At 49.9% G+C, this 22,114-nt stretch carries 1 protein-coding gene (cut by both window edges); it reads left to right on the top strand.

This entire window lies inside a single protein-coding gene on the top strand: locus tag K2Y22_04510, encoding a hypothetical protein (protein ID MBX9877699.1). The 75,024-nt coding sequence extends 40,136 nt beyond the window's left edge and 12,774 nt beyond its right edge, so the window shows coding positions 40,137-62,250 — codons 13,379 (partial) to 20,750 (complete); the first codon wholly inside the window starts at position 2. The start codon and the stop codon both lie outside this window.

The following is a 22,114-nucleotide window of genomic DNA, read 5'->3' as shown; positions in this document are numbered from 1 at the left end:
TGACACTGGCGGTAATGTAGCTGTTGTTTCCGGCGGCACAATTGGTGGCACGTACACTATTAACGCTTCAGCAAGCGGTCAAGGTGGTGAAGGCGGAAATATCTTCTTATCTGCCAACTCCACAGTTAGTGGAGCAACTTTCAATGTAAATGGCGGCTCTGGTGGAATTATGGGTTATGCCGTAAGCCTTGGTGGTGTCGCATCCGGTTCCGGCACATCTAACCCCGGAAGTAATATCGGCACATTCACAGTTGGACCGGCTAATACAACTTATGCCGGCGGTGTATTCTCAACAGCTCAAGCGACAAGCGATAACTGGATGATTACAGTTTCGCCAAATGCCTTGCCCAGCATCCAAAATCTAAATAGCGGCGTTACTTACGCTCTTGCTCCAGGCGTGCTGCCAGGTAATCTCACTCTGGGTAATGTGACATTCTCAGGAGGCACGGCAGTTGGATTTGTTGCTCCGCTTGTAGCAACAGGTAATGTCACCCTTGGTCAACTAGATACAGCAACCGGCAGCGCTGCAGTTTCTGTATTTGCCGGCGGTCAATTGAATGTAACAGGCAATGTGACAACGGCTTCACCAGCTGATTCGTCTTCTGTGCAACTGGCAGCCAGACAAGCTGTTTCTGTAGCCGGAAGCATTAGCACCGCGTCAGCTTGTTGTTCGGGATTTGTTTCAGTATTCGGCAGTCAAGTAAGTATTACCGGCTCAGACTCATCGATGTTCAGTAATGCTTCGATTAATACGTATAGCTCCGGCAGCGGCGGACAAGGCGGCGACGTCAATCTCCTGTCCTTCAACGGCTCAACTGTCGTCGGCAACTTCGTCAATGGCGCGCTTGTCTCCGGTGGCAATATCTACAGCAATAGCATTACCAATGGCAGCGTCTCCGGTAATGTCACGATTAGTTCATTTGGACAAGTAATGTTGAATGATGTAGTTGCTTTCGGTGAAGCAGATGCAAACGCTGGAGGCATTGCAATCCAATCGGCAGCCGGTGGTCGCATCGGATCGCTTTCTGCCTGGTCGACGGATGCTACATACAACGTCAGTTATGGTTCTTATCTCAACTTCGCAACTAGCACGCAAGCCGATATCGGCGCAGGCACAAGCAACGGCATATCACTATCCGGCTCCTTCTTGATTGCTGATGATGCAACATTCTTGAGCCGTGCAACGAATGGTCCGGCAATAAACTCATTTAGTTTGGAACTTGCCGCAAGCGATACTCAGATTAATGTAGGTGATATTGCCGTTACAAATGCTAGCGCCGGAAGTGGCTCTGTCAGTGTGTCGGCTTCTTCGGCTTCCGGTTTGTCGATGAGCAATGTGCTTGCTTCAGCAGTTAATGATTTCAATCCAAGCGCTGAGCATGCAGCCGGATCGTTGTTGGTTAGAAACAGTGGTGGCAATGTTACTCTGTCAAGCAACCTCTCTCTCTCTGGAGCTGGTGACTTCCATGATTCCGGCAACGTAGCAGTTGTAGCTTCAGGCAGTGTACAAGCAGGCACCGTTGATACATCTGCCCTGGTAAATGCTCAGTCGGGCAGCGTAACTTATGTAGCCGGCGGTGACATTACCTCAGCCGGTGTAACAGCGACAAGCCAAGGAGGTCAAGTTACCAGTGGCAATATTTATATGTTCTCGAATGCCGGCGATGTTCTTGCTACCGGTTCTCTAAATGCAAGCGGTACAAATGCTAGTGGTGGCAATGTCATATTAAGCGCAGCCAATGGTGAGGTCAGTGCGCAGAGCATAACCGCTTCAGGTTCCGGCAATAATATGTGGGCAGGTTCGTTGCGCATATCAGCAGCTGGTGACTTGAGTGTCAGTCAAGCTGATGTTTATGGAGCAAGCGGAGCCAATGGTGGCTTTGTCAATCTCATGTCCGACAACGGCAATGTAACAGTTGGCGCTCAGGGAATTGATGTTTCTGCCGATCAACACACGGGCGTCGGCAATGGCGGCTCAATTGCTATCGATGCATTCGCTGGTGATGTGAGTATCGGTGGCAACCTCGATGCTTCCGGTGCATCATCAAGACAAACAGCCGGATCAGTACATGTCTTTGCCCGCGGTGATGTAGCTGATCAAGGCGCTGCAATTACCGTTAATACTTCAGCAGGTGTGGCTGGTAGCTTTACCGGATCGGCAGGCAATGTATCCATACGCAGCTTTGAAGGTTCTATTGATATGGGCGACACGGCAATTTCGGCAAGTTCTGCCGGAGGCAACGGTGGAACCATATATATAGGATCGCAAAACGGCGGCAATATCGCCATCGATTCAGTGACTGCAAACGCCACAGGTGCCGGAAATTCAGGTGGCCAAGTGGTATTTGATAGCAGTTTGGGCACCCTGGATATAGGTTCTGTCTCCGCACAGGGCTTAAGCGGCGCCGGCGGTGGTTCGCTAGTTGCCCGTTCATATGGCGACATGAATGTAGCCGGAGCAATAAATGTTTCATCGGCAGGATCAGATGCCGGTGCGGTTACATTGAATACGCAAGGAGCGCTTGCAGTTTCCGGTAATGTGAACGCATCTTCAGATGTCGGAGCCGGTGGCACTGTAAACGTTATGGCTGGTGGTTCAGCTTCTACCGGTAATTATTCTGCATCGCTGCAAGACATAAATGTAAGCGGTGCATCTGGTGGACGCGTGGTAATGATTGATACCGCAGCAACCTCATTGGGTATTTTGGTTGATGATATTAACGGTACGGCAACTGGTGTCAATGCCGTCGGTGCATCGGTGGCAATCTGGGCACTAGGCGCTGTCAGAACCGGCGATATCACTTTAGCCAACACGGCAGCAAGTCCGGCAGCAAATGCTCGTGGTGGCGATTTGTTTATTTCGTCGAATACTTCAATTCTTGGTGACTTGATGTCTGTAGTTTCATTGAACGGTGCGGATTCTGGTTGGGTTATTCTTGCTAACAGTCAGAATAATGTTGCCGGAACAATATTTGCGCCTGTTCACAATATAGGCGTATTTGCCCAATTGAGCGATGAGCCAATTGCTTTGTCGGGCAATTCAACTGTTGAAATTACACCAAGCGCCATTAGCAATTACAGCACAGCCGGTTATTCATCCGTAACAGGCAATGTCACTTTCCATGCCAATGGCAATGGTTATTTGATAGCTCCATTGGTTGCCTTGAAGGACATGGATCTCACATCTGCTGTTGGCGAAGCTGACGTTGCCGGCAGTGCTGCATTAGGCGTGGGTGTTGGCACAACACCGACAGTAACATTGGTCGCAGTTCAAGATCTCTCCGTAGGCAGTGTTTCAACTTCCAACATCTCCGGTTCACAACCAACAATAGCCGGCGATATTTTACTAATGTCTGCTCAAGGCAGCATCGATTCAGGTAGTCTTGGTGATTCACTGTTTGATACATCTGCTGCTGTCCTCGGCGGCGAAGTCAACCTATCGGCAGCCTTCGGTAGTGTCAATCTAGCTGGTGGATCAGGCGCAACCGGAAGACAAGCAATTTTCACAAGCGCCGATATGCGTTCAGGCGATGTAAATGTCGTATCGCGTGAAGTTACTCTGGGCGGTCAGATTAATACATCAAGCAACGGTGCTGCAGGAAATATCAATCTTTCCTCAATTGCCGGCAACATTACATTCACTGATGCGGCTGTCGGCTTGCGTGATATCGACGCTACGGCTTCAAGAGCAGATGGCGGAAAAGTAAATATGTTTATTGGCGTTACCGATGGCGTATTCAGCTCCGGTCTGGTTGTTCCATACTGCATCTTGTGCGGCGAGCAAACATTCACAACAGCATCCGCACTTGGCAGTGGCGGTTCAATGACATTGAATATTGCCGACGGTCATCAAGTTACTTCCGGATTGCCAATTCACTTTGATACCACAGGTGCTGTTGCCGGCGGCAATCTAAATATGAACGTAGGTGGTTTGATTAACTCACCAATTAGCGCATCAACAGGCGCTTCCAAGGGTGGCAATATCAATGTCTCCAGTCTTTATGACATGAACCTTTATGGAACAACAGAATCATCCTTCAATATTCAAACGGCTGGAACTTCCGCTGCCGGTTCGGCAACATTCAGCTCCGCTGCCGGCGCTGTAAATCTCAGTCTGGGTGTATCGAATGTTGCAGTGAACGCCAGTAGTGCTCAGCGTGGTGGCTCTGTCAATATCATTGCCAACCATGGCGCATTCGTTGCTAATGAGATCAATACAAGCTCATCCGGATTTGGTGGTGACGTCACAGTTGATCTGAGAAACGGCAATCTTGTATTTGGCAATGCCAATACAGCGGATGCTTCGCGCTTTGTAAATGCAACAGGTGCGGCTATGGGCGGCAGCTTCACATTCAGTACCGGCGCTGGACAACTAAGCAACCTTGCTTCCGGATCTTCCGGTATGTTGTCGTTTATCGCCGGCAGCATTGATACAGGCGCTACTTCAGGAACGGCAGGCTCAATCAGTGTTGATGTCAGACGTGGTGTCCTAGGTGGCTACAAGTCAACCTCGGCAGTTGTTACACCGGATCTCAATGCCGGCGCAGTTGAATTGTCCAGCGGTGCCTTCTCAACGCCATCGCAAGCAGGCGCTGTCCGAGTTCGTGCCGACGTCGTCAACCTATCCGGTGACATTGCCGCCAACGGCATGTCCGGTGGTTCAGTTGTACTTCTTGGTGGTGACACAGTTACTGTAAGCGGAGCAATTAGTGCACGCGGAACACTGACTACAGGCGGCGTTGTCTCTGCTATTGCCAAGGAAGATGTCAGTCTAGGCGATGTTGATGTCTCCGGTTATACAAAGGGTGGTATTGCAAATCTGGTTGCCGCTGAAGGCTCGCTCACAGTCGGTAATCTCGATGCCGGCGGACTAGGTGACGGCGGACAACTTCGACTGGCAGCTGGATCAAACATTACAGTTAATGGCGATGTAGATGCCTCATCTAACTCATCTACCAGATACGGCAAGGGTGGTTTGATTGAATTATTTGCATTCGGCGTTAATCCAACTGAAAGTGTAATTACCTTAAATGGCAATTTGACTGCTACGGCTCCTGAAGTTGGTGGTAGCGTGGCAATCATTTCTGCCGGACAGCTTAATGGCTCTGGAAACACAATTGATGTAGGTTCCAATTCACCGCTTGGTGAAGGCGGCAACGTATTTATTTCCTTGGGCACTTCCGCCAATTCGGCACTGCCATCGCTGGTCGTAACTGGTGAAGGCTCTTTAGCCGGCAATGCAGTAGTGATGTCCAACGGTACACTCACCTTGCCGTCATTGACCACTCTAACAACATTTACTATAAGCTCAGGAGCAGACGGCAACTTCGGTTACTTCCCACTGCTTGAAACCAATAGTACATACGCAGGAGGCGTGCTTACAGCGGCAAATGCTACCGGTAATTTGGTTATTACAGTAGGACCGGATGCGCAGCCTCTGGCTCAAGTAGGCGCCACACAATATGGATTGAACGCCGGCGTACTTGCTGGTGACGTGAATGTTGCCAGCCTCACTTTCAATACGGTAAATGAAACATTCACCGCACCATTTGTGGTTGACGGTTCGCTTACAGTGGCAGGCAATGCCACAAGCAATAATCAAAGCCCGCTCAGCGTGGCAGCTGTCGGTGACATCGCAGTCGGCGGTAATGTCACCAACTCAGGTGGCGCAGTTGAATTGTTTGCTCTTGGCGAAGTTAACCTCAATGGAGTATCTACTGCCTCAACAAGTGCTGCCGGTGGCTCGGTCAATATCTTTGGTGAGTCAATTGCTATCGCAGGAACGATAGGAGCTAATCCGGAGCGTTCAATTGATACGTCATCTACCGTTTCCTCTGGTGGTGCTGTCAATCTCAATACTTATCTCGGTAACTTGATAGTTGGCTCGTGGACAGGCAATACTCTCAATGACGGTGGAGTAATTGATGCTCACGGAACAGGATCCGGCAATGCAGCTGGTGCAATATCGATGATTTCGGCTAACGGCTCTATTTACGTTGACGATCTCCTAAGTGCCGGTCTCGATAACGCTTCAGGCGGTGCCATTAGATTCGTTGCTGATGACGCTTCATTTGTTGCCAGCATGTCGTTGCGTTCAAGTTCTGCAGCGGGCACCAACCTTGCAGCTCTGACGACTTACTCTAACGACACTGGTTCGGGTAGAAGCGGTGCAGCCAGCATATCTTCTTCCTTGAGCTTCCTATCAGGTAGTTCATTGTTGTCAGATGCAACATCACCACTTTATGCAACTGCAGGCTTTGATATTGATTTGACAGCTAACGGCACAAGTGCTGTCAATGCGCCAACTTCAATTGTCACTAACAACTTAAATGGCAGTGCTGGTTCTGTCCATCTTTCAACAGACAGTCAGTACGGATTAATTACAGATGCTATTTCTGCAACAGGTAGTTTTGGTTCCGGCGGCGGAGTCAACATTGAAAGCGCCTATGGACCTGTAACAATTGGCGACAACATCACAACAAGTGCTTCCGGCAAAAATACGGGCGCCGGTGATGTGTTTGTTTCAAGCGGTGGAGCAATCGTTGCAGGCTCTGCTCAAATCATAGCTTCCGGCACCAATGGCGGCGCCGGTGGCGCAGCTACGATGATCTCGTTGGAAAATGTGACCGCTGCTAATCTCACACTTACATCGTCTGGAACAGGAACTGCCGGCGGCAATCTCTCGTTGTTTGCTCAAGGCAATATAAACGCCAGCGACATTAATGTATCAGGTCTGTCTCAAGCAACAGCAGGCTTTGTCAATCTAGCTGCTTCCGGTGGTTCGATTACACTCAATGACTTAACAGCTAATACTAACGGCTCCGGTTATACAGGCACGCACATTACATTGAACGCTGCTGGCGACATAACAGCAGGTGGAATAGTCGCGCAAGGACAGGCTAATGCCAATGGCGGTGTGCTCAACATCGTTTCGCAGAGTGGAAATGTCAGCCTGACAGGCGGTGTTGATCTCTCTGGTAATCACGGAGTAGGAACCGGCAATGGTGGTGTTCTCAGTGTATTAGCCGCTGAAGGTTCGCTCACGATTGACGGAGATGTTAACGTAACAGGTCAAGGCAAGTTAGCTGCCGGTGGAATAATCAACGCTCAGACAGCCGGTGACATAGTGACGACCAGTGGTGACCTGCTCGCCAATGGCGTTAATGATAGTTACGGCTTCGCCGCAACCGGTGGACATGTATCGCTTATTTCTCGCTCCGGTGCAATTGATTTGGCTGGAGACGTAAATGTTTCCTCGCAAGGTGGTTCTGCCGGCGGCATCTTGCTGAAGGCTTCCGGAACAGATGGCGTCACTGTTGACGGTAATATCGCAGCACGTGCTTCCGGACTTAACAGTGTCGGCGGTCAAGTCATCATCGAAGCTGAAAACGGAGCTGTCGATGTCACCAACGTGAATGCTTCTGCCAGCAATAAGGGATTCGGCGGCACAATATTAATTACAGCCGCCAATTCAATCACAGCTGGTTCTGACACGGCAGACATTGCCGGTGCCTATGGTGTTAAAGGTATGTCAGTTAAGGGCGACGGACATGGCGGCACAATTATTCTCAATGCTTCACCAAGTGATGCTCAACTGGCAATTGTTGATTCCGGTGCAACTCTTGCTCGCCCAATGTTCAACGGTAATTTGGACGCTGCCGTATTAACATCTTCCGTTGCTTCTGCTGAATTCAACTTACATGCTGGATCTGATTCCGGAATCGGTGGAGACATCTTTGTAGCAGCTTCCGGACAAAGCGATGCCTCCGGTCAAGGTGGCGTTGCTATGAATATCGGCAATATCAACTTGAGTGGAACATCCGGTGGTCACTTGGTTGTCGTCAGCGCTGATCTTGCAAATAGCGCAGCAACGCTGGGTAATATTACAGGCAACGCCACAAGTGCATTGGGTGCCGGTGCTGCTGTCGGTATTGCTGCCTTGGGAGATGTAACTGTCGGTCACATTGATCTCTCCAACAACGCAAGCCAAGCAATTACCGGTGCTGTTGGTGGTGATCTGTTTATCTCATCAGGACGTGATATCGTCACCGGCGATTTGAGAACAGTATCCGGAAATACTGCCCCTGGCGGTATTGCTGTGCTTGCTGCAACTGCCACAATTACAACTGGCTCGACCGCTGGAGTGCCAACAGGCAACTTGAATATTGCTGAGCACTTAGTCAGCTCCGGTGGTGGCGACAGCATCGTATCCGATACAACAATTACAGTCAGCAATACAGATATTAGCTTCTTCAATCCGGCAGGTTACGACACTATCGCCGGCGTCAACGTTGATGTGAAGATGGATACGAAGGGCTACAACAACCTGATCGTGCCGATTATTTCCAAATCCGTTGTCGACGTTGATACATTGAATGTCAATTCCACATCAGGCAATGGCTCAAGCTTCGTTGTTTACAGTCGTGGCGATATCAATATCAATCAAGGTGTTTCCACTTCAGGCTCGAAAGAAGCCGGCTTCCTTGGTCTCTACAGTATCGGCGGCAGCGTAGCGACTGGTGATGTTGTAACAGCAACCGGCAGCTTCTATGGTAACAACGTCAACTTAGTTGCGCCACAAGGTCAAGTGACGGTAGCAAATGGTGATAGTCCAGCGCTTGCTACAAATGGCGCTCTTGCCAGCGGCAATGTCATGCTTGCTGCCGGCTCCGGAGTGACCATCAACTCTAAGATCGACACAAGCTCTTCGACTACAGCCGGCAACGTCAACTTAATTACTTCAGGCGGCAACATTGTCTTTGGTCTGCCTGCAGATGACTACATCAATGCCACCGCAGCTAATCTAAATGGTGGCAACGTGCAATTCATTATTGGTGAAGCTCCAAGCAATGGCAATAGCGGCTTGGTCTTCAATAACACCGTGCTTGGCACATCCGAACAAGTACTAACAAGTTCGTCAGCTGCTAATTCCGGCTTTATCAATATTGCAATCATGGCGGGCAACCAAGGCAACTTCAATTCAACATCGGTTGGCGGCGTACACTTCGTCACCGGTAATGGAAATGCTGTTGGCTTCACCGGTCAGCAAGCTGGTGCCTTTAACGCCTACGTCGGCGGTAGCTTGAACAGCGTCTGGTCAATTGCCACAGACGGTAATCTGGGCGGCAACATTACCTTGCAGTCAGGCGGCTCAATTACAGTTAGTGATTACGGCGGCTTTGAAGCAGTTGGCTCCAATGTCGGCGGCAGCTTCACCGCTCAAGCGCTTAACGGCAGCATTTCCTTTGTTGGCGCTAGCAACGGACCGACAATTAACACAGCAGGCAACTTGCAATCCGGTGATGTTACCTTGATGGCCGGCAGCAACATATTTATCGACTACGGCATTTCCACGGCATCGACGAACTTCGGCGGCAATGTTACTGTCGGCATTGCTCAAGGTGACCTGGTATTTGGTAACTACTTCACCGTTAACACAATTGGCCGTTATGTTGATACCTCAACGACATTTGGCAATGGCGGCAACGTTAGCGTATTCATCGGTCAATCATTACCGGCAACGATTGGTGCCGGTGGTCTGCCGCAGACTGGAGCTGGTGGTTCTGTTGGTCAGTCCGGTGTCATATTTGAAAACATCTTCCCGGCAACTGAGCTTTCAATAAACACAGGCTCGTTGCAAGGTAATGGCGGTAATATTGAAATCACTGTAGCACAAGGTGGTATCGGTGCCTTCAGTCAAAATCAAGTTGGCGGCGCTAACTTGATTACAACAGCTTCTTTGGGCAATGCCGGTCGCGTTGAAGTTTCCGCCGGCGGCGGCATCAATGTTGCCTGGGGCATTAGCACGCAAGGACTTAACGGCGGCAATGTTTACTTGTCTTCCGGTGAAAGCATCAACATGTCGACAATGGGCGGCATCCAGACAGGCAGTGCCAACTCTAACTTTGGTGGTAACGTTCAAGCGCTAGCTCTGAATGGAACAGTCAGTCTATCTGGAACAACTGGCGGCATGACAATTGGAGCCATGGGTGGCGCCCAAGCCGGTCAAGTCGATATAAGTGCTCTGGGCGATATTCTCGTTGCTGGTGAAATCAATACTTCTTCCACAACCTCAGGTGGCAACGTTAATCTGTCGGTTTACACAGGCAACGTTATATTGAGCAATGGCAGCAGTACAGACATTAGCGCCGGTTGCGGCAGTGGTTGCTTGATAAATACATCCGGCATAAACGGCGCTGGCGGTAATTTGACAGTTTCCGTTCTGCAGTCAACATTGGAAGCTAATGAAGTAACAATCGGACCAAACACTTACACGCAATACCAGGCTGGTTTCATTGCCAGAGGTCTTTACGACACCATTTACACCGGTTCAACAAGCGGTGTTGGCGGCAATGTCTCAGTCAATGTGATGAGTGGACCACAAGGCACATTCGATGCGCCGGCTTCATCAACAATTGATTCACCAGTATTTGATCTCACATCTTCATCCGGTACATCCGGCAACTTTGCATTGAATGCCGGTGGCAACATGCAGAGCAATATGTCGGTAACTGTGGCTGGTGCAAACCTCGGCTCAACAGCCGGTTCAATCTTCTTACATGCTTCAGGCGTTGCTGATCTGGGCGGTTACTTCGATGCAGGAAGCCAAATTGGCGATGGTGGACTTGTAGCACTGTCGGCTTCGCGTTCATTGACTGTCGTCGGTGACATAAATGTATCAGGTAGTCAGGCTGCCACATCCGTGACAGGCAACGGCGGCACAGTCATTGCTCAATCACAACTTGAGAGTGTAGTTTTGGGTAATACTTTTGCAACAGGCAATGCCTTCGGTGGTGACGTGATAGTCACAGGCGCCATGGGTGTCGCAACTGGTGCAATCAATGTATCGGCAACAGGCAACGGCGGAGTCGGCGGTTCTGTTCTAATCGTCAACTTTGACAGCTCGTTAGTAGGTAGTAACCCCAATAGTTCAATTAACGTTGGAGCCATTACTGCGACCGGTGCTTTACTTGGTGGCTCTGTTGATTTACTTTCCGGCGGTGGATTGGCAATTGTAAGTATCAATGCTTCATCGTCAGCTGGAACCGGCGGTGATGTTGTTCTAGCTGCTCTAAACTCGAGTATCTTGAATCCGATTATTTCCGGACCAAACATCAATGTTACAGGTCCAGTTCAAAATGGTTCTGTCACCGGACTCCCGGCGCTTGTTCAAGTGGCAGCCGGAACTCCTCTCAATATTCCGACAGCATCCGGTCAATTTGTTGTTGTTGCCGGTAGTGCTGACATTGGCACGGTAAGCGCCGGAACAACGGTCATTGTTTCCGGTGATATGTCTATTGCCAATTCGGTTCTGTCATCCGGTCAAAATATTCTCCTAATTGCCGGTGGCAATATGTCCGTTGACGGCGATGTGAATTCAACTGCATCCGGTAGTCTGGCAAGCGGCAACATCTCACTGATAAGCGGTGGACTGTCCGTCACAGGCAATATTGATTCTTCATCCGCATCAACGGAACTTCCGGGCAGTGCCCTATTGGTGGCAATGGACGGCATGGTTTCAATAGGTGATTGGGACAACGGCCAATTACAGGATCTCACCACTGGAAACATCTATACGCAAGCTGCTGCTGCTCAATCTACTTCCGGCAGTATTGCAATTCTTGGTTCTGCAGGTATGCAGGTTAACAATGTATTTGCTGAAGGTCTTAACAATGCTTCCGGCGGCAACATTTTACTTTCCACGCCAGGTGATGCAACGATTGGCTCAATAGCTGCGGGCTCGACAACTGCTACAAGCGTAGCCAATGCCCTGAATGCAACATTGGCGCCGACACAAACGGGCAGCGGTTCGTCAGGCACATTGACAGCGCTTGGTGCTTATACATTCTTGGCTGACTCAGTAATCTTGCTTGATGGCGACAACGGCATGAATGCGCCATCAGTAAATATGACCCTTGGTGGATTTGCTCAAGTCGCTGTTGCTCCTGAATTGATCATGACGTTCAACAGCAATGGTGATGCCGGTTCCGTTAAGCTCTTTGCCAATGATCCTGCCGGTATGCAAGTTAACAAAATAATCGCCGGTTCCGAAACAGGTAATGGTGGTTCTATTGTATTAACCAACTCGTTAGGCTCCGTCATTCTCAATGACGACCTCTCTGCAATAGGCAGTGGTTTAGCCAACAAGAGCGGCAATATCGCTATCTATGCCGGACACTATGTAGGAGATGGCAGCATCAATGCAACAGGTGTTGATATTTCGGTTTCCTCCGATAACGGATCGCAAACGGGAAGCATTTCATTGAATGCAGCCGGTGCTGTGACGGCTGACAATTTAAGCGCCACATCATGGGGTCCGATTGGAGTTGGCGGCAGTATCTCGGTTGTAGCTGGTGGTAATGTCAGTCTGAACCTGGTTGATGCCAGTGGTTATGCGCTGTCAGCCGGTGGCGATATTTCACTCACGTCACTCAATGGAACAATAACTGTCGGTGAGTTGAACAATAATAGTTCCGGATTGAACTTTGCCGGTGGTCGCACATCAATGGTGGCTGCACTCGGTATTGCCATCACCGGTGATTTGAACAGTTATAGTTCCAGCGGAGCTGACGCCGGACGCATTGTCTTGAGCAACCTCAAGGGCAATGTTTCAGTCGGTGGCGATGTAGATGTTTCAGGCGATAAAAACTTTGGTTTGGGTAACGCCGGTTACTTTGGAATAAGCAACATAAGCGGCAATATCACTCTTGGCGGCGATGTATTTGCCTCCGGTGCTGCGGATCTCCAACATGCCGGTACGATTAATTTAGCTGCATTCGGCAATATCATAACTAGTGGCGACTTGCTTGCCAATGGCACAACGACATCCGGACCAATTGTTTCTGCTGGTGGCAATGTTGCCGCACGTTCTGTCTACGGTCAAGTGGATATTGGTGGCAATATTGATGTATCCTCCATGGGCGGCAATGGCGGTACGGTATTCCTGCAAACACTTGCTCAAGAGGGAGTCAATGTCGACGGCGACATCAATGCTTTTGGCGCAGCACGCAACAACATTGGTGGACATGTCTTAATTGATACGCCAAACGGCAGCACCACAATAGGCAATATTGATGCTTCCGGCAAGGACGGTGCTCATGGCGGCATAATCTTCGTTAGAAGCTTTGGTGACATTACAGCCGGCAGCGCAACTGGAATTTCCGGCTTGTCTGTTAACGGCACAACCGGCGCCGGCACGATAAGCCTTGCTTCGCAAGGTGGCATTGGTAAGGCAAGTGGAGCCAGCCTCAATCTCTTTGCTGCATCGCAGGAAGGTGATGGAGGTATTGTTCATGTGTCGACAACTGGCGTAAACACTCAAGGTTACTCGATTCAGTTGGATGACATACATGTTTCCGGTCACAATGGCGGCATCGTTCAATTGTTGGCACTCAATAGTTCCGGTGGCGTGATTGCTACTGACGACATCACAGGCAATGCGTTTTCGGCACTTGGTGTTGGCGCTTCCATTTCTATGTTCAGTTTAGGTCAGGTAACATCCGGTGATATTCATTTATCGAATACCAATGCTGGTGCATTGCCGGCAGCTCGTGGTGGTGATCTCTTCATTTCGTCAGCTGTTGGAGTGACGGTAGATACAATTACCTTGGTGAACTCCGGTAATGCCGCCGCTTCCGGTGCCGGTGTTCTCATTTCAGCTGGAGCCTCCGGCACGATTACAACTGGCGCCGTACAGGCTGGAGCCAATCAATTTGGTGCATTTACATCCGTTAGCGGACCGGACACCATAACATCGTCAATGACTGTTACTGTCAGACCTGATGCGGCACCGGTCAACTACAATCCGCTTGGCTATACGGATATCGACACAGCATCTAATGCTGTACTGACAATTAACACTGGCGGCAACTATCGCTTGTCCGCTCCAATTGTTTCCTTGAGCGAAATTGATCTTGGCTCAGCTGTTTCTGCCAATAGTGTAAGTGCCGACAGCGTCAATCTTGTTTCACTGGGTGATTTGACACTAGCCAATGGCATAACCACAGCAGGCAGCAATAATTCTGGTTTGATAAGCGTTACTTCCCTGACCGGACTTGTAGATATCTCCGGTAATATCAATACGGCAACGCCTGTTTCCAATGCTCATGACGCAGGCAGTGTACTTATATTTGCTCCCCGCGCATCAGTAACGGTTGAAACGGTTACAACAGGCGGCACAATCGCCTCCGGTGACATTCAAGTAGTTGCCGGTACAGGCGTATACGCCGGAGCCTTGAGCACAAGCTCGTTGAACTCCGCCGGTGATGTCACACTGGTCACAGCAATTGGTTCAGTAACCTTAAGTCAGACAGCTGGAGTCGACGGTCGTTATATCGACACCAGCTCGAGCAACGGTCGCGGCGGCAACGTTGACATACTTATTGGTCTTGCTCAAGGCGGCGAAAGCCAAGGTCTCATTACTCTAAATAACGGCACAGGCTCTGCCGACAATTCCATTTACACTGGTTCGACATCGGCAATTGGCGGCAGCTTCCGTCTCGATGTATTAGCAGGCACGCAGGGTGATATGGGTAATCCAACACCAAGTTACTTGCTAATAGACACTGCTGCTGCATCCATTGCCGGTAATGTTTCTATCTATGCTGGTGGTGCTATCAACTCCATGTTTGATATCAACACATATTCCACTGGCAGTTCCGGTAGCCTAATCGGCGGCAACGTTACTGTCACTGCCGGCGGCAATTTGACACTGTCCGGACCGAACGGAATAAATGCCGACGGCATTAACTATGCCGGCAATATTGTTCTTGCTGCACCGAATGGGGAAGTAACGATTTTGGGAAGCGTCAACGGCACTTCTCTACAAGCTAACTCACAAGTCCAAGGCGGTCAGGTAAATATCGTCAGCACCGGTGATGTGACATTAGCAGGCTCAATTGATACGCATTCATTAGGAACAGGCGGCGATGTGAACATCTCCATGCACGCCGGTAATTTGATATTCAGCAGCCGTGCTAATGATGGAACGTGGGTCAACACAAGCGGTGAGCTTGGACCTGGCGGTAATTTCAACATGAATATAAGCAAGATGGTTTCGGCAACAGGTGCCGGTATCAACGGCATGTCCGGCATCATTCTTAATGCCGGTGGTCCGTCGGCTAATGGTTCCATCTACACAGGATCCGAACAGCAAGCAGCCGGCAACATCACAATTTCATCGCTATCAGGCAACTTCGGTGACTTTGGCGGTATCACTGGACTGGCACTTACTTTAGATGCATCATCCGACTCGGGTCCTGCAGGAGCCGTAACTTTAAATACTCGCGGTGCAGTCAATGTTAATTGGACAGTTGATGTAAGCGGAGCTGAAGCCGGTGCAATAGTGCTCAACTCCAGAGACATGTTGATGGTTGGTGGTTCGCTAATTGCCAACGGCACACTGGTCAACGGTGGTTCTATTGTTGCCAGTGCTACAAGCGATCTTGAAATAGCTGGATACATTCAAGCCAATGGTGCAGCCAACGGTGGTCGTATCCTCCTGCAATCGGTTGACGGCGACGTGAACGTAAATGGCGCACTGAATGTCGGCGGACAGCTCTATAGCATTATGGCAACCGGCGTGAATAATGGTGGCAATGTGTCGCTAGTCGGCTTCAGCGGCGTGAGTGTTGCTCAAGATATAAATGTTTCAGCTTCCGCTCCGAATCTCATTGCTGTCGGCGGCAACGTCATGATTGTCTCGCAATATATTACGAGCAATGTTGAACTGCCGGCAAATATTCTGGCTAGTGGCTCATCGCAAGGTGGTTCCGTTTCTATCGTTGCCGGCAATACAATCAACTCGCTTGATTACGACATTGATGTTTCAGTGACAGGACCAAGCGGCAATGGTGGTCAGGTATTCATTTCGCTTGGCGGCAATACCAATCAACTAGTATCTATGGGTGCCAACGGCATAAATGTTGCCGGTGCCGGCTATGGTAGCGATGGCTTCCTGCTCATGCTCAACAACGGCACCATTAATGGTCAATCAACGCCTGTTACAAGTTCGACGCAAGGACTCTTCCCGTTAGTCAACAGCAATAACCAGTATGGACAACTTTTCAGTGAAGAGACAATGGTTTCTAGTGGCAATTACACATTATTCGTGCCGACCAATGCCATGCCTTATTTCCAATTGACCGGTCAGCCAGGCAGTCAAAAACTTGGACTTCCTGCAGGAGTAATAAGTGGCAGTCAGCCAATAAACTTTGGTCAATTTACATTTGATGAAGCAGCTTCACTGACTGTGCCTTTAGTAGTGAACAGCACATTGAACTTTGCTTCAGTGAATGGTGCCGGCACAAGCAACGTTGCCATAGTTTCCACTCGCGATGTGAACATCACGGGTGATGTAACTAATATCAATGCTTCCGGCAACTCCTCATCTGTGGCAATTTTGGCTGGTGGAGATCTTTCAATCGGCGGCAACGTCAGCACCACATCGGCACAAGGCAACGCAGGCGCAGTTACATTGGCTGGTCTATCAATTGATGTTGGCTGTCAGGGTTGCACCGCTAATGAGACGGCAATAAATGCTGCCAGCACTGCTTCCGGCAAGGATGGCGGTGCCATATTTGTTGTTAGCCGTGTCGGTGACATAACTCTGGGTGATTGGAATGGTTACTCAATTAACTCCGTTAACAATGGATCTGTTCAGTCGTACGCAATTGGCAAAGGCGGCATTGCCGGTGATGTAATGATTGCTTCTGCTGGTCAAATGAGATTGGGCGATGTGCTGGCTGGTGGTCTGACTAATGCCAATGGCGGTTCGCTTACACTGACTGCCGGCTATAACGTTACTGTAGGCAGCCTCTCAATCAGATCAACTACATCCGGAAATGCAAGTGATCTTTCTACCTTCAATCCAGGCTCGCCAAATACCGGCTCCGGCTCAACTGGTGGTTTGACGCTGTCGGGCAACTTCATGTTCTTGCCTGATAGTTATGTCTTAACTGACTCCACAAATAAAGTTGCCACAACTGCTTCTATGCTGGTTGTCTTGCGCGGCTCAGATCTTGGTGCTCAGGTTGAATCGACAGACATAGCCGGTTCAGTCGGTGCCGATAACGGAGTTGCTGTTGGCCCAACCTACATTTATACAGGCAACGCATTTGGTACATCAGGCTCAGCAAGAGTTGTCACAGCCAGCCAGGGTGGACTGAAACTCGGCAGCATCGATACATCATCGGATTCAGCTAGTGGTGGCTCTATAACCATCTTGAACACATTGGGAGCCGTGGATATCGCCGGCACAATTGATGCATCGGGCTTTGGTCCTGCACAATCAGCTGGTTCAATTACAATATCTTCGTCAGGCAGCATTAATACTCAACCGGGTGGAACTATCGATGCGTCCGGCTCCAATGGTGCTTCCGGTAATGCTGTCACCCTCATTTCACTCAACGAGATTAACGTCTCTAATATTGATACAAGTGCCACAGGCACATTTGCCGCCGGCGGTACAGTTGTTGCCAGCGCTTCAGGTAATGTTGTTTTAGGTGGAGCAGGCAATGTCGATGTCTCCGGATATGGTTATGCTGCCGGTGGCTCAGTCACACTTAATTCCAAAGCAGGCACCCTAACGGTTAACAACATCACTTCCTATTCATCTGGTGAAAATGTAGTTGGTGGACGCATTGTTCTTTCAGCCTTTGGTGACGTTACAGTCAACAACATTACAGCTCCTGGACTAAATGGTGCGACAGGCGGCGTTGTACTTGTAAGTTCGGAAACAACCAACATAAATGTCATAGGCAGTGTTGATCTGTCTTCAACGACCAGCGCCACGCCTGGTAATGGCGGTATGTTCTCCGCTAATACATCGGAAGGTTCCATCTATATCACCGGCAACATCAATGTCAACGGCAAGGGACGTGACGCCTCAGCCGGTATTGTTCTTCTTACAGCTGATGGTGATATCGTAACCGGCACTGGTTCTATATCAGCCAAGGGCTTCAGTGATTTGCAAAACTACTCTGCTCTGGGCGGACACGTTGCCATGCTTTCTGCCAACGGCATGATTGACGTCGGCGGCACCATTGATGTTTCATCGGTCGGTTCGTCGGCTGGCGCAGTTCTCTTGAAGGCTTCAGGCATCTACGGCATTACCGTTAGCGGTGACATACTTGCTAGCGGCGCCGGTCTCAATAGCTTCGGTGGACGTGTTGTTATTGACGCCACAGGTGGGCCGGTAGCAATAGGCAATATCGATGCTTCCGCCAGCAACAGCGGACTTGGCGGCACAGTTGTTGTGACCAGCACAACTTCTATTACAGCCGGCTCGGGTACCGGTGTGAAGGGAATATCTGTCGCAGGTGACGCAGCCGGTGGTGTCATTATGCTCACGGCTGACGAAAATATTGCTCAAGCCGGCACCTTGAACTTAACAGCTAATTCGAATTCCGGACGCGGTGGCGATGTATTTGTCTCCGCTCTAGCCAGCGCTTCCGGCAATTCAATTACATTGAATAATGTCAATGTTTCCGGTCAAGCCGGTGGCACATTCCAGTTGATAAGCCTTGATTCCGATGAAGGCAGTGTAGTTCTCAATCAAATAACAGGTACTGCAGCCGGTTCTTATGGACAAGGTGCTTCGGTTGGTATTGCTACACTCGGCGAACTTGTAATCAACGGCAATATTGATCTTTCCAGCACAGCAACACTAACAGGTGCCGGTGCTCGCGGCGGTGACTTGTTCCTATCTTCCGGTGTTGACATTGATACAAATGGAACAATCAAAATATCCGGTACGAATAATGCTGATGCCGGTTATGCAATTCTAGTTTCCTCTGGTGCCGTTGATGCTGCCGGTTTGGTTGCTGTCGCCGGACATACTTATGTCGAACAGAACATCAATGTCAACCCGAACCTCTTCGCTAATGCAACGACCACACAAACAGTAACTATCAAGGTTGGCGATGTAAGCAATTATGATCCGTCAGGATTTACTTCAATAAACATCCACAACGCAGGCAATACAGCCGGACTGTTGATTGATACTGACGGCAATTCATCGATGATTGCTCCAATTCTTTCTCGTGGTTCGGCAACAGTTGACTTTGTAAGCGGCGTCAACGGTAATGACGGATTCGCCATGGCTTCCGTTGGTGACTTAACAGTCAACAAGACAATTGATTTGCAGGGCGGTGTAACAGGCGGCTTTGCCAGCCTATTCAGCGGAGCCGATGTGGCAGTTGGCGACAATATCGCTGTAAATGGCACAGGCGTCGGCGGTAATGTATTTATCCAAGCCGGTGAAACGATATCTATTGGTGACGGAGCTTTAGGTTCACAAAGCATCTACGCCAATGGTGCCAATGCCGGTGGACAAGTAATTGCTTCTGCTGAACTAGGAGTTGATCTCGTATCCGGTATTGATACATACTCAACGCAAGCTGCCGGCAACATTCATCTTATAACTGCAACAAACAACATCGCCTTTGACGGTGATTTGAATGCAACTTCAGCAAGCTCACAAGGCGGCAATGTCGTAATGCTTGTTGGAGCTGCAGGAGTTGCCGGCAATGTTGGTGTTGTTAGCGGATCGAATGTGAAAACAGGATCGACATCTGATGCAGGCGGCAATATCTTGCTGGAAGTACTATCCGGTGATCTCGGCTTCATCGGACCGACAGGAGTTAATAACGGCGACTTTACGCTTGATACATCTTCCGGTAGTCTGGGTGCCGGGCGTGTCGGCGGCAATATCCTAACCTTTGTCGGCGGCGATGAAATCATCAACTTGACTGCAATGACATTTGGCAATCGTGCCGGTGACATCTACATGACCACAGCCGGCAGCCTGCGCCTTGTCGATGGCGAAGGTCTGCAATCAGCCGGTGGTAGCTTCGGCGGCAATGTCATCTTGAATTCACCAAATGGCGCTATCGAACTTGTCGGTGTTGCCGGACCTGGTTATGGCAACGGCAGCACGATAGTCACCAGCGGCACACTTGCCTCTGGTCACGTGAAGACCACATCAGGATTCTCGCAATTCTATGAAAACCCAATTAACACCAGCACCAGCGGCTATGCCGGCGATGTAAATATCGGTATTGGACAAGGTAGTCTGTATTTGCTCAATAGCAATACATTCGACAACTACCGCTACATGGATACGTCATCCGTCAATGCAGCCGGTGGTAATGTACGCATCAACATCTCACAGAGCACACCGGATACCGGTGGCGCAACCGGCAACACCGGATTGGTATTTGCCAATAATCCATTGCTTTGCTCGAATTGCGAATTGTCTATCAACACAAGCTCTACCTACGGCAATGGCGGTAACTTCTCCTTGAGCATATTCCGTGGCTCCCAAGGTCAAGTTGGTGCTGCTGCTTCGTCCGGCGGTGCCAACATCATCACCTCTTCTGCCAGTGGCAATGCCGGCGATGTGACAATGATGGTTAACGGAGACTTCGTTGTTAACATGGGCATTGTGGCAACCGGACAAAACGGCGGCGACGTAAGAATCTTCTCCGGCAGTGACTTGGAAATTACATCTGATGGCTCAGTCGTTGGAGCATTGCCGTTCGGTGCAATCAATACATTCGGTCTGACATTCGGTGGAGACATTAACCTGGTTGCTCCTCGTGGAGAAATTGCTATTACAGGCAACGCTAATAGCACAGTTCTTTCCACGACAGGACTTGTCCAAGCCGGCGACATCAACCTCCTGTCCTTCGGTGACATAAGCGTTGAAAGAAATATCAATACATCATCGGCCGGTAATGGTGGCAACGTGAATGCTTCCATTCACTTCGGCAACTTCTATCTGACAGCCGGCGCCGGTAGTGGAAGCAACACATATGCAGTGAGAGTGGACACCTCTGGTGATGAAGGAGCAGGTGGTTCGTTCAACCTGTCCATATTCCAGTCCAAGGCTGATGTAAACAACGCTTCCGGTATCATTGTATCCGGCAGCAATGAAGGCGCTGAAGTAGTTACCTCATCACGCTTCGGCAATGCCGGCAACATCAATATCTCAATTGAGAACGGACCACAAGGTAAGTTCACCGGTAACGTCCAGCAAGATATGCTGACGGCTCATGACTTACCGCTTCTCTTCACTGCTGATTCGCAATACGGCAACGGCGGCAACTTCACAGCCTTTGTCGGAGGTCAATTGTCGACATCTTGGTCAGCCAGCACGTCCGGTCAAAATGGCGGCACCATCCTTGTACGTGGCGGTGGCTACGCTACACTAAATGGCGACTTCTCAGCCAATGGTCTTGTTGCTAACGGCGGCAATGTCGTGATGAGCAGCTACGGCGACTTGAGAGTCAACGGATATCTGAGAGCTCAAGGTGGCTCTGCCGGTGATGTAGTTGGACTCGGCGGCAATGTTGTTCTTGAATCGTTAAAGGATTCAGTAACCGTCAACGGCTTCAATAATATCCTCGTTAACGGCAACACTGTTCCGGTTTCGGTAAATGTTCAGGGCACCAAGCAAGGTGGCACGGTGACCATGCTTGCCGCCAATGGTATTGATGTCCTCAGCCAAATTGATGCAGCAGGCGGCACGACCGGTGGCAATGTAATGCTCGTCAGCTTCTTGCCGTTCAATGACATCAGTCTCTATCAAGGTGCTTATCCTTCAGTTAACGCCGATGGTGTTTCCAGAGGCGGCACAATCACGATTGTCAGCGGTGCTTCAATTGACTCTGTAGGTACACTCACTGCATCCGGCACTGGAGCATCCGGTCAAGGCGGCGGCATATTCGTTTCAACCGGTTCGACAAACGCTTTGACTCTCGGCAATTTGACGACATCGGGTTCTGCTAGTCTTGGTCAGGTGGTTGTGCTGGCTAACGGCTCAATTACAGCCGGCACGGTCACTTCCTCATGTGGCGGTGCCTGCTTGTTTGCAAATGTATCATCGCAACCAAACGTATTTGACAGCTCTGTTGCTTCCGGCAATTACACATTGTCCTTGAATGCTCAAAGCAGACCGGTCTTGTCCAATGGTGTGAACACCTATCTATTGCCTGCCGGTGCAATTTCTACAAGTGCAACCAACGATCAGCTGACCATCGGCAATTTGACGGTCGGCTCGACAGGCAGATTGGCTCTGCCGGTTGTTGTTCTTGGTGACTTGAGCGCAGGCAGT

Source organism: Candidatus Obscuribacterales bacterium (genome assembly GCA_019744775.1).
Taxonomy (GTDB): Bacteria; Cyanobacteriota; Vampirovibrionia; order Obscuribacterales; family Obscuribacteraceae; genus SBAT01.
Note: the sequence above shows the minus strand (reverse complement) of the source record. Positions and strands in the feature narration are given on the sequence as shown.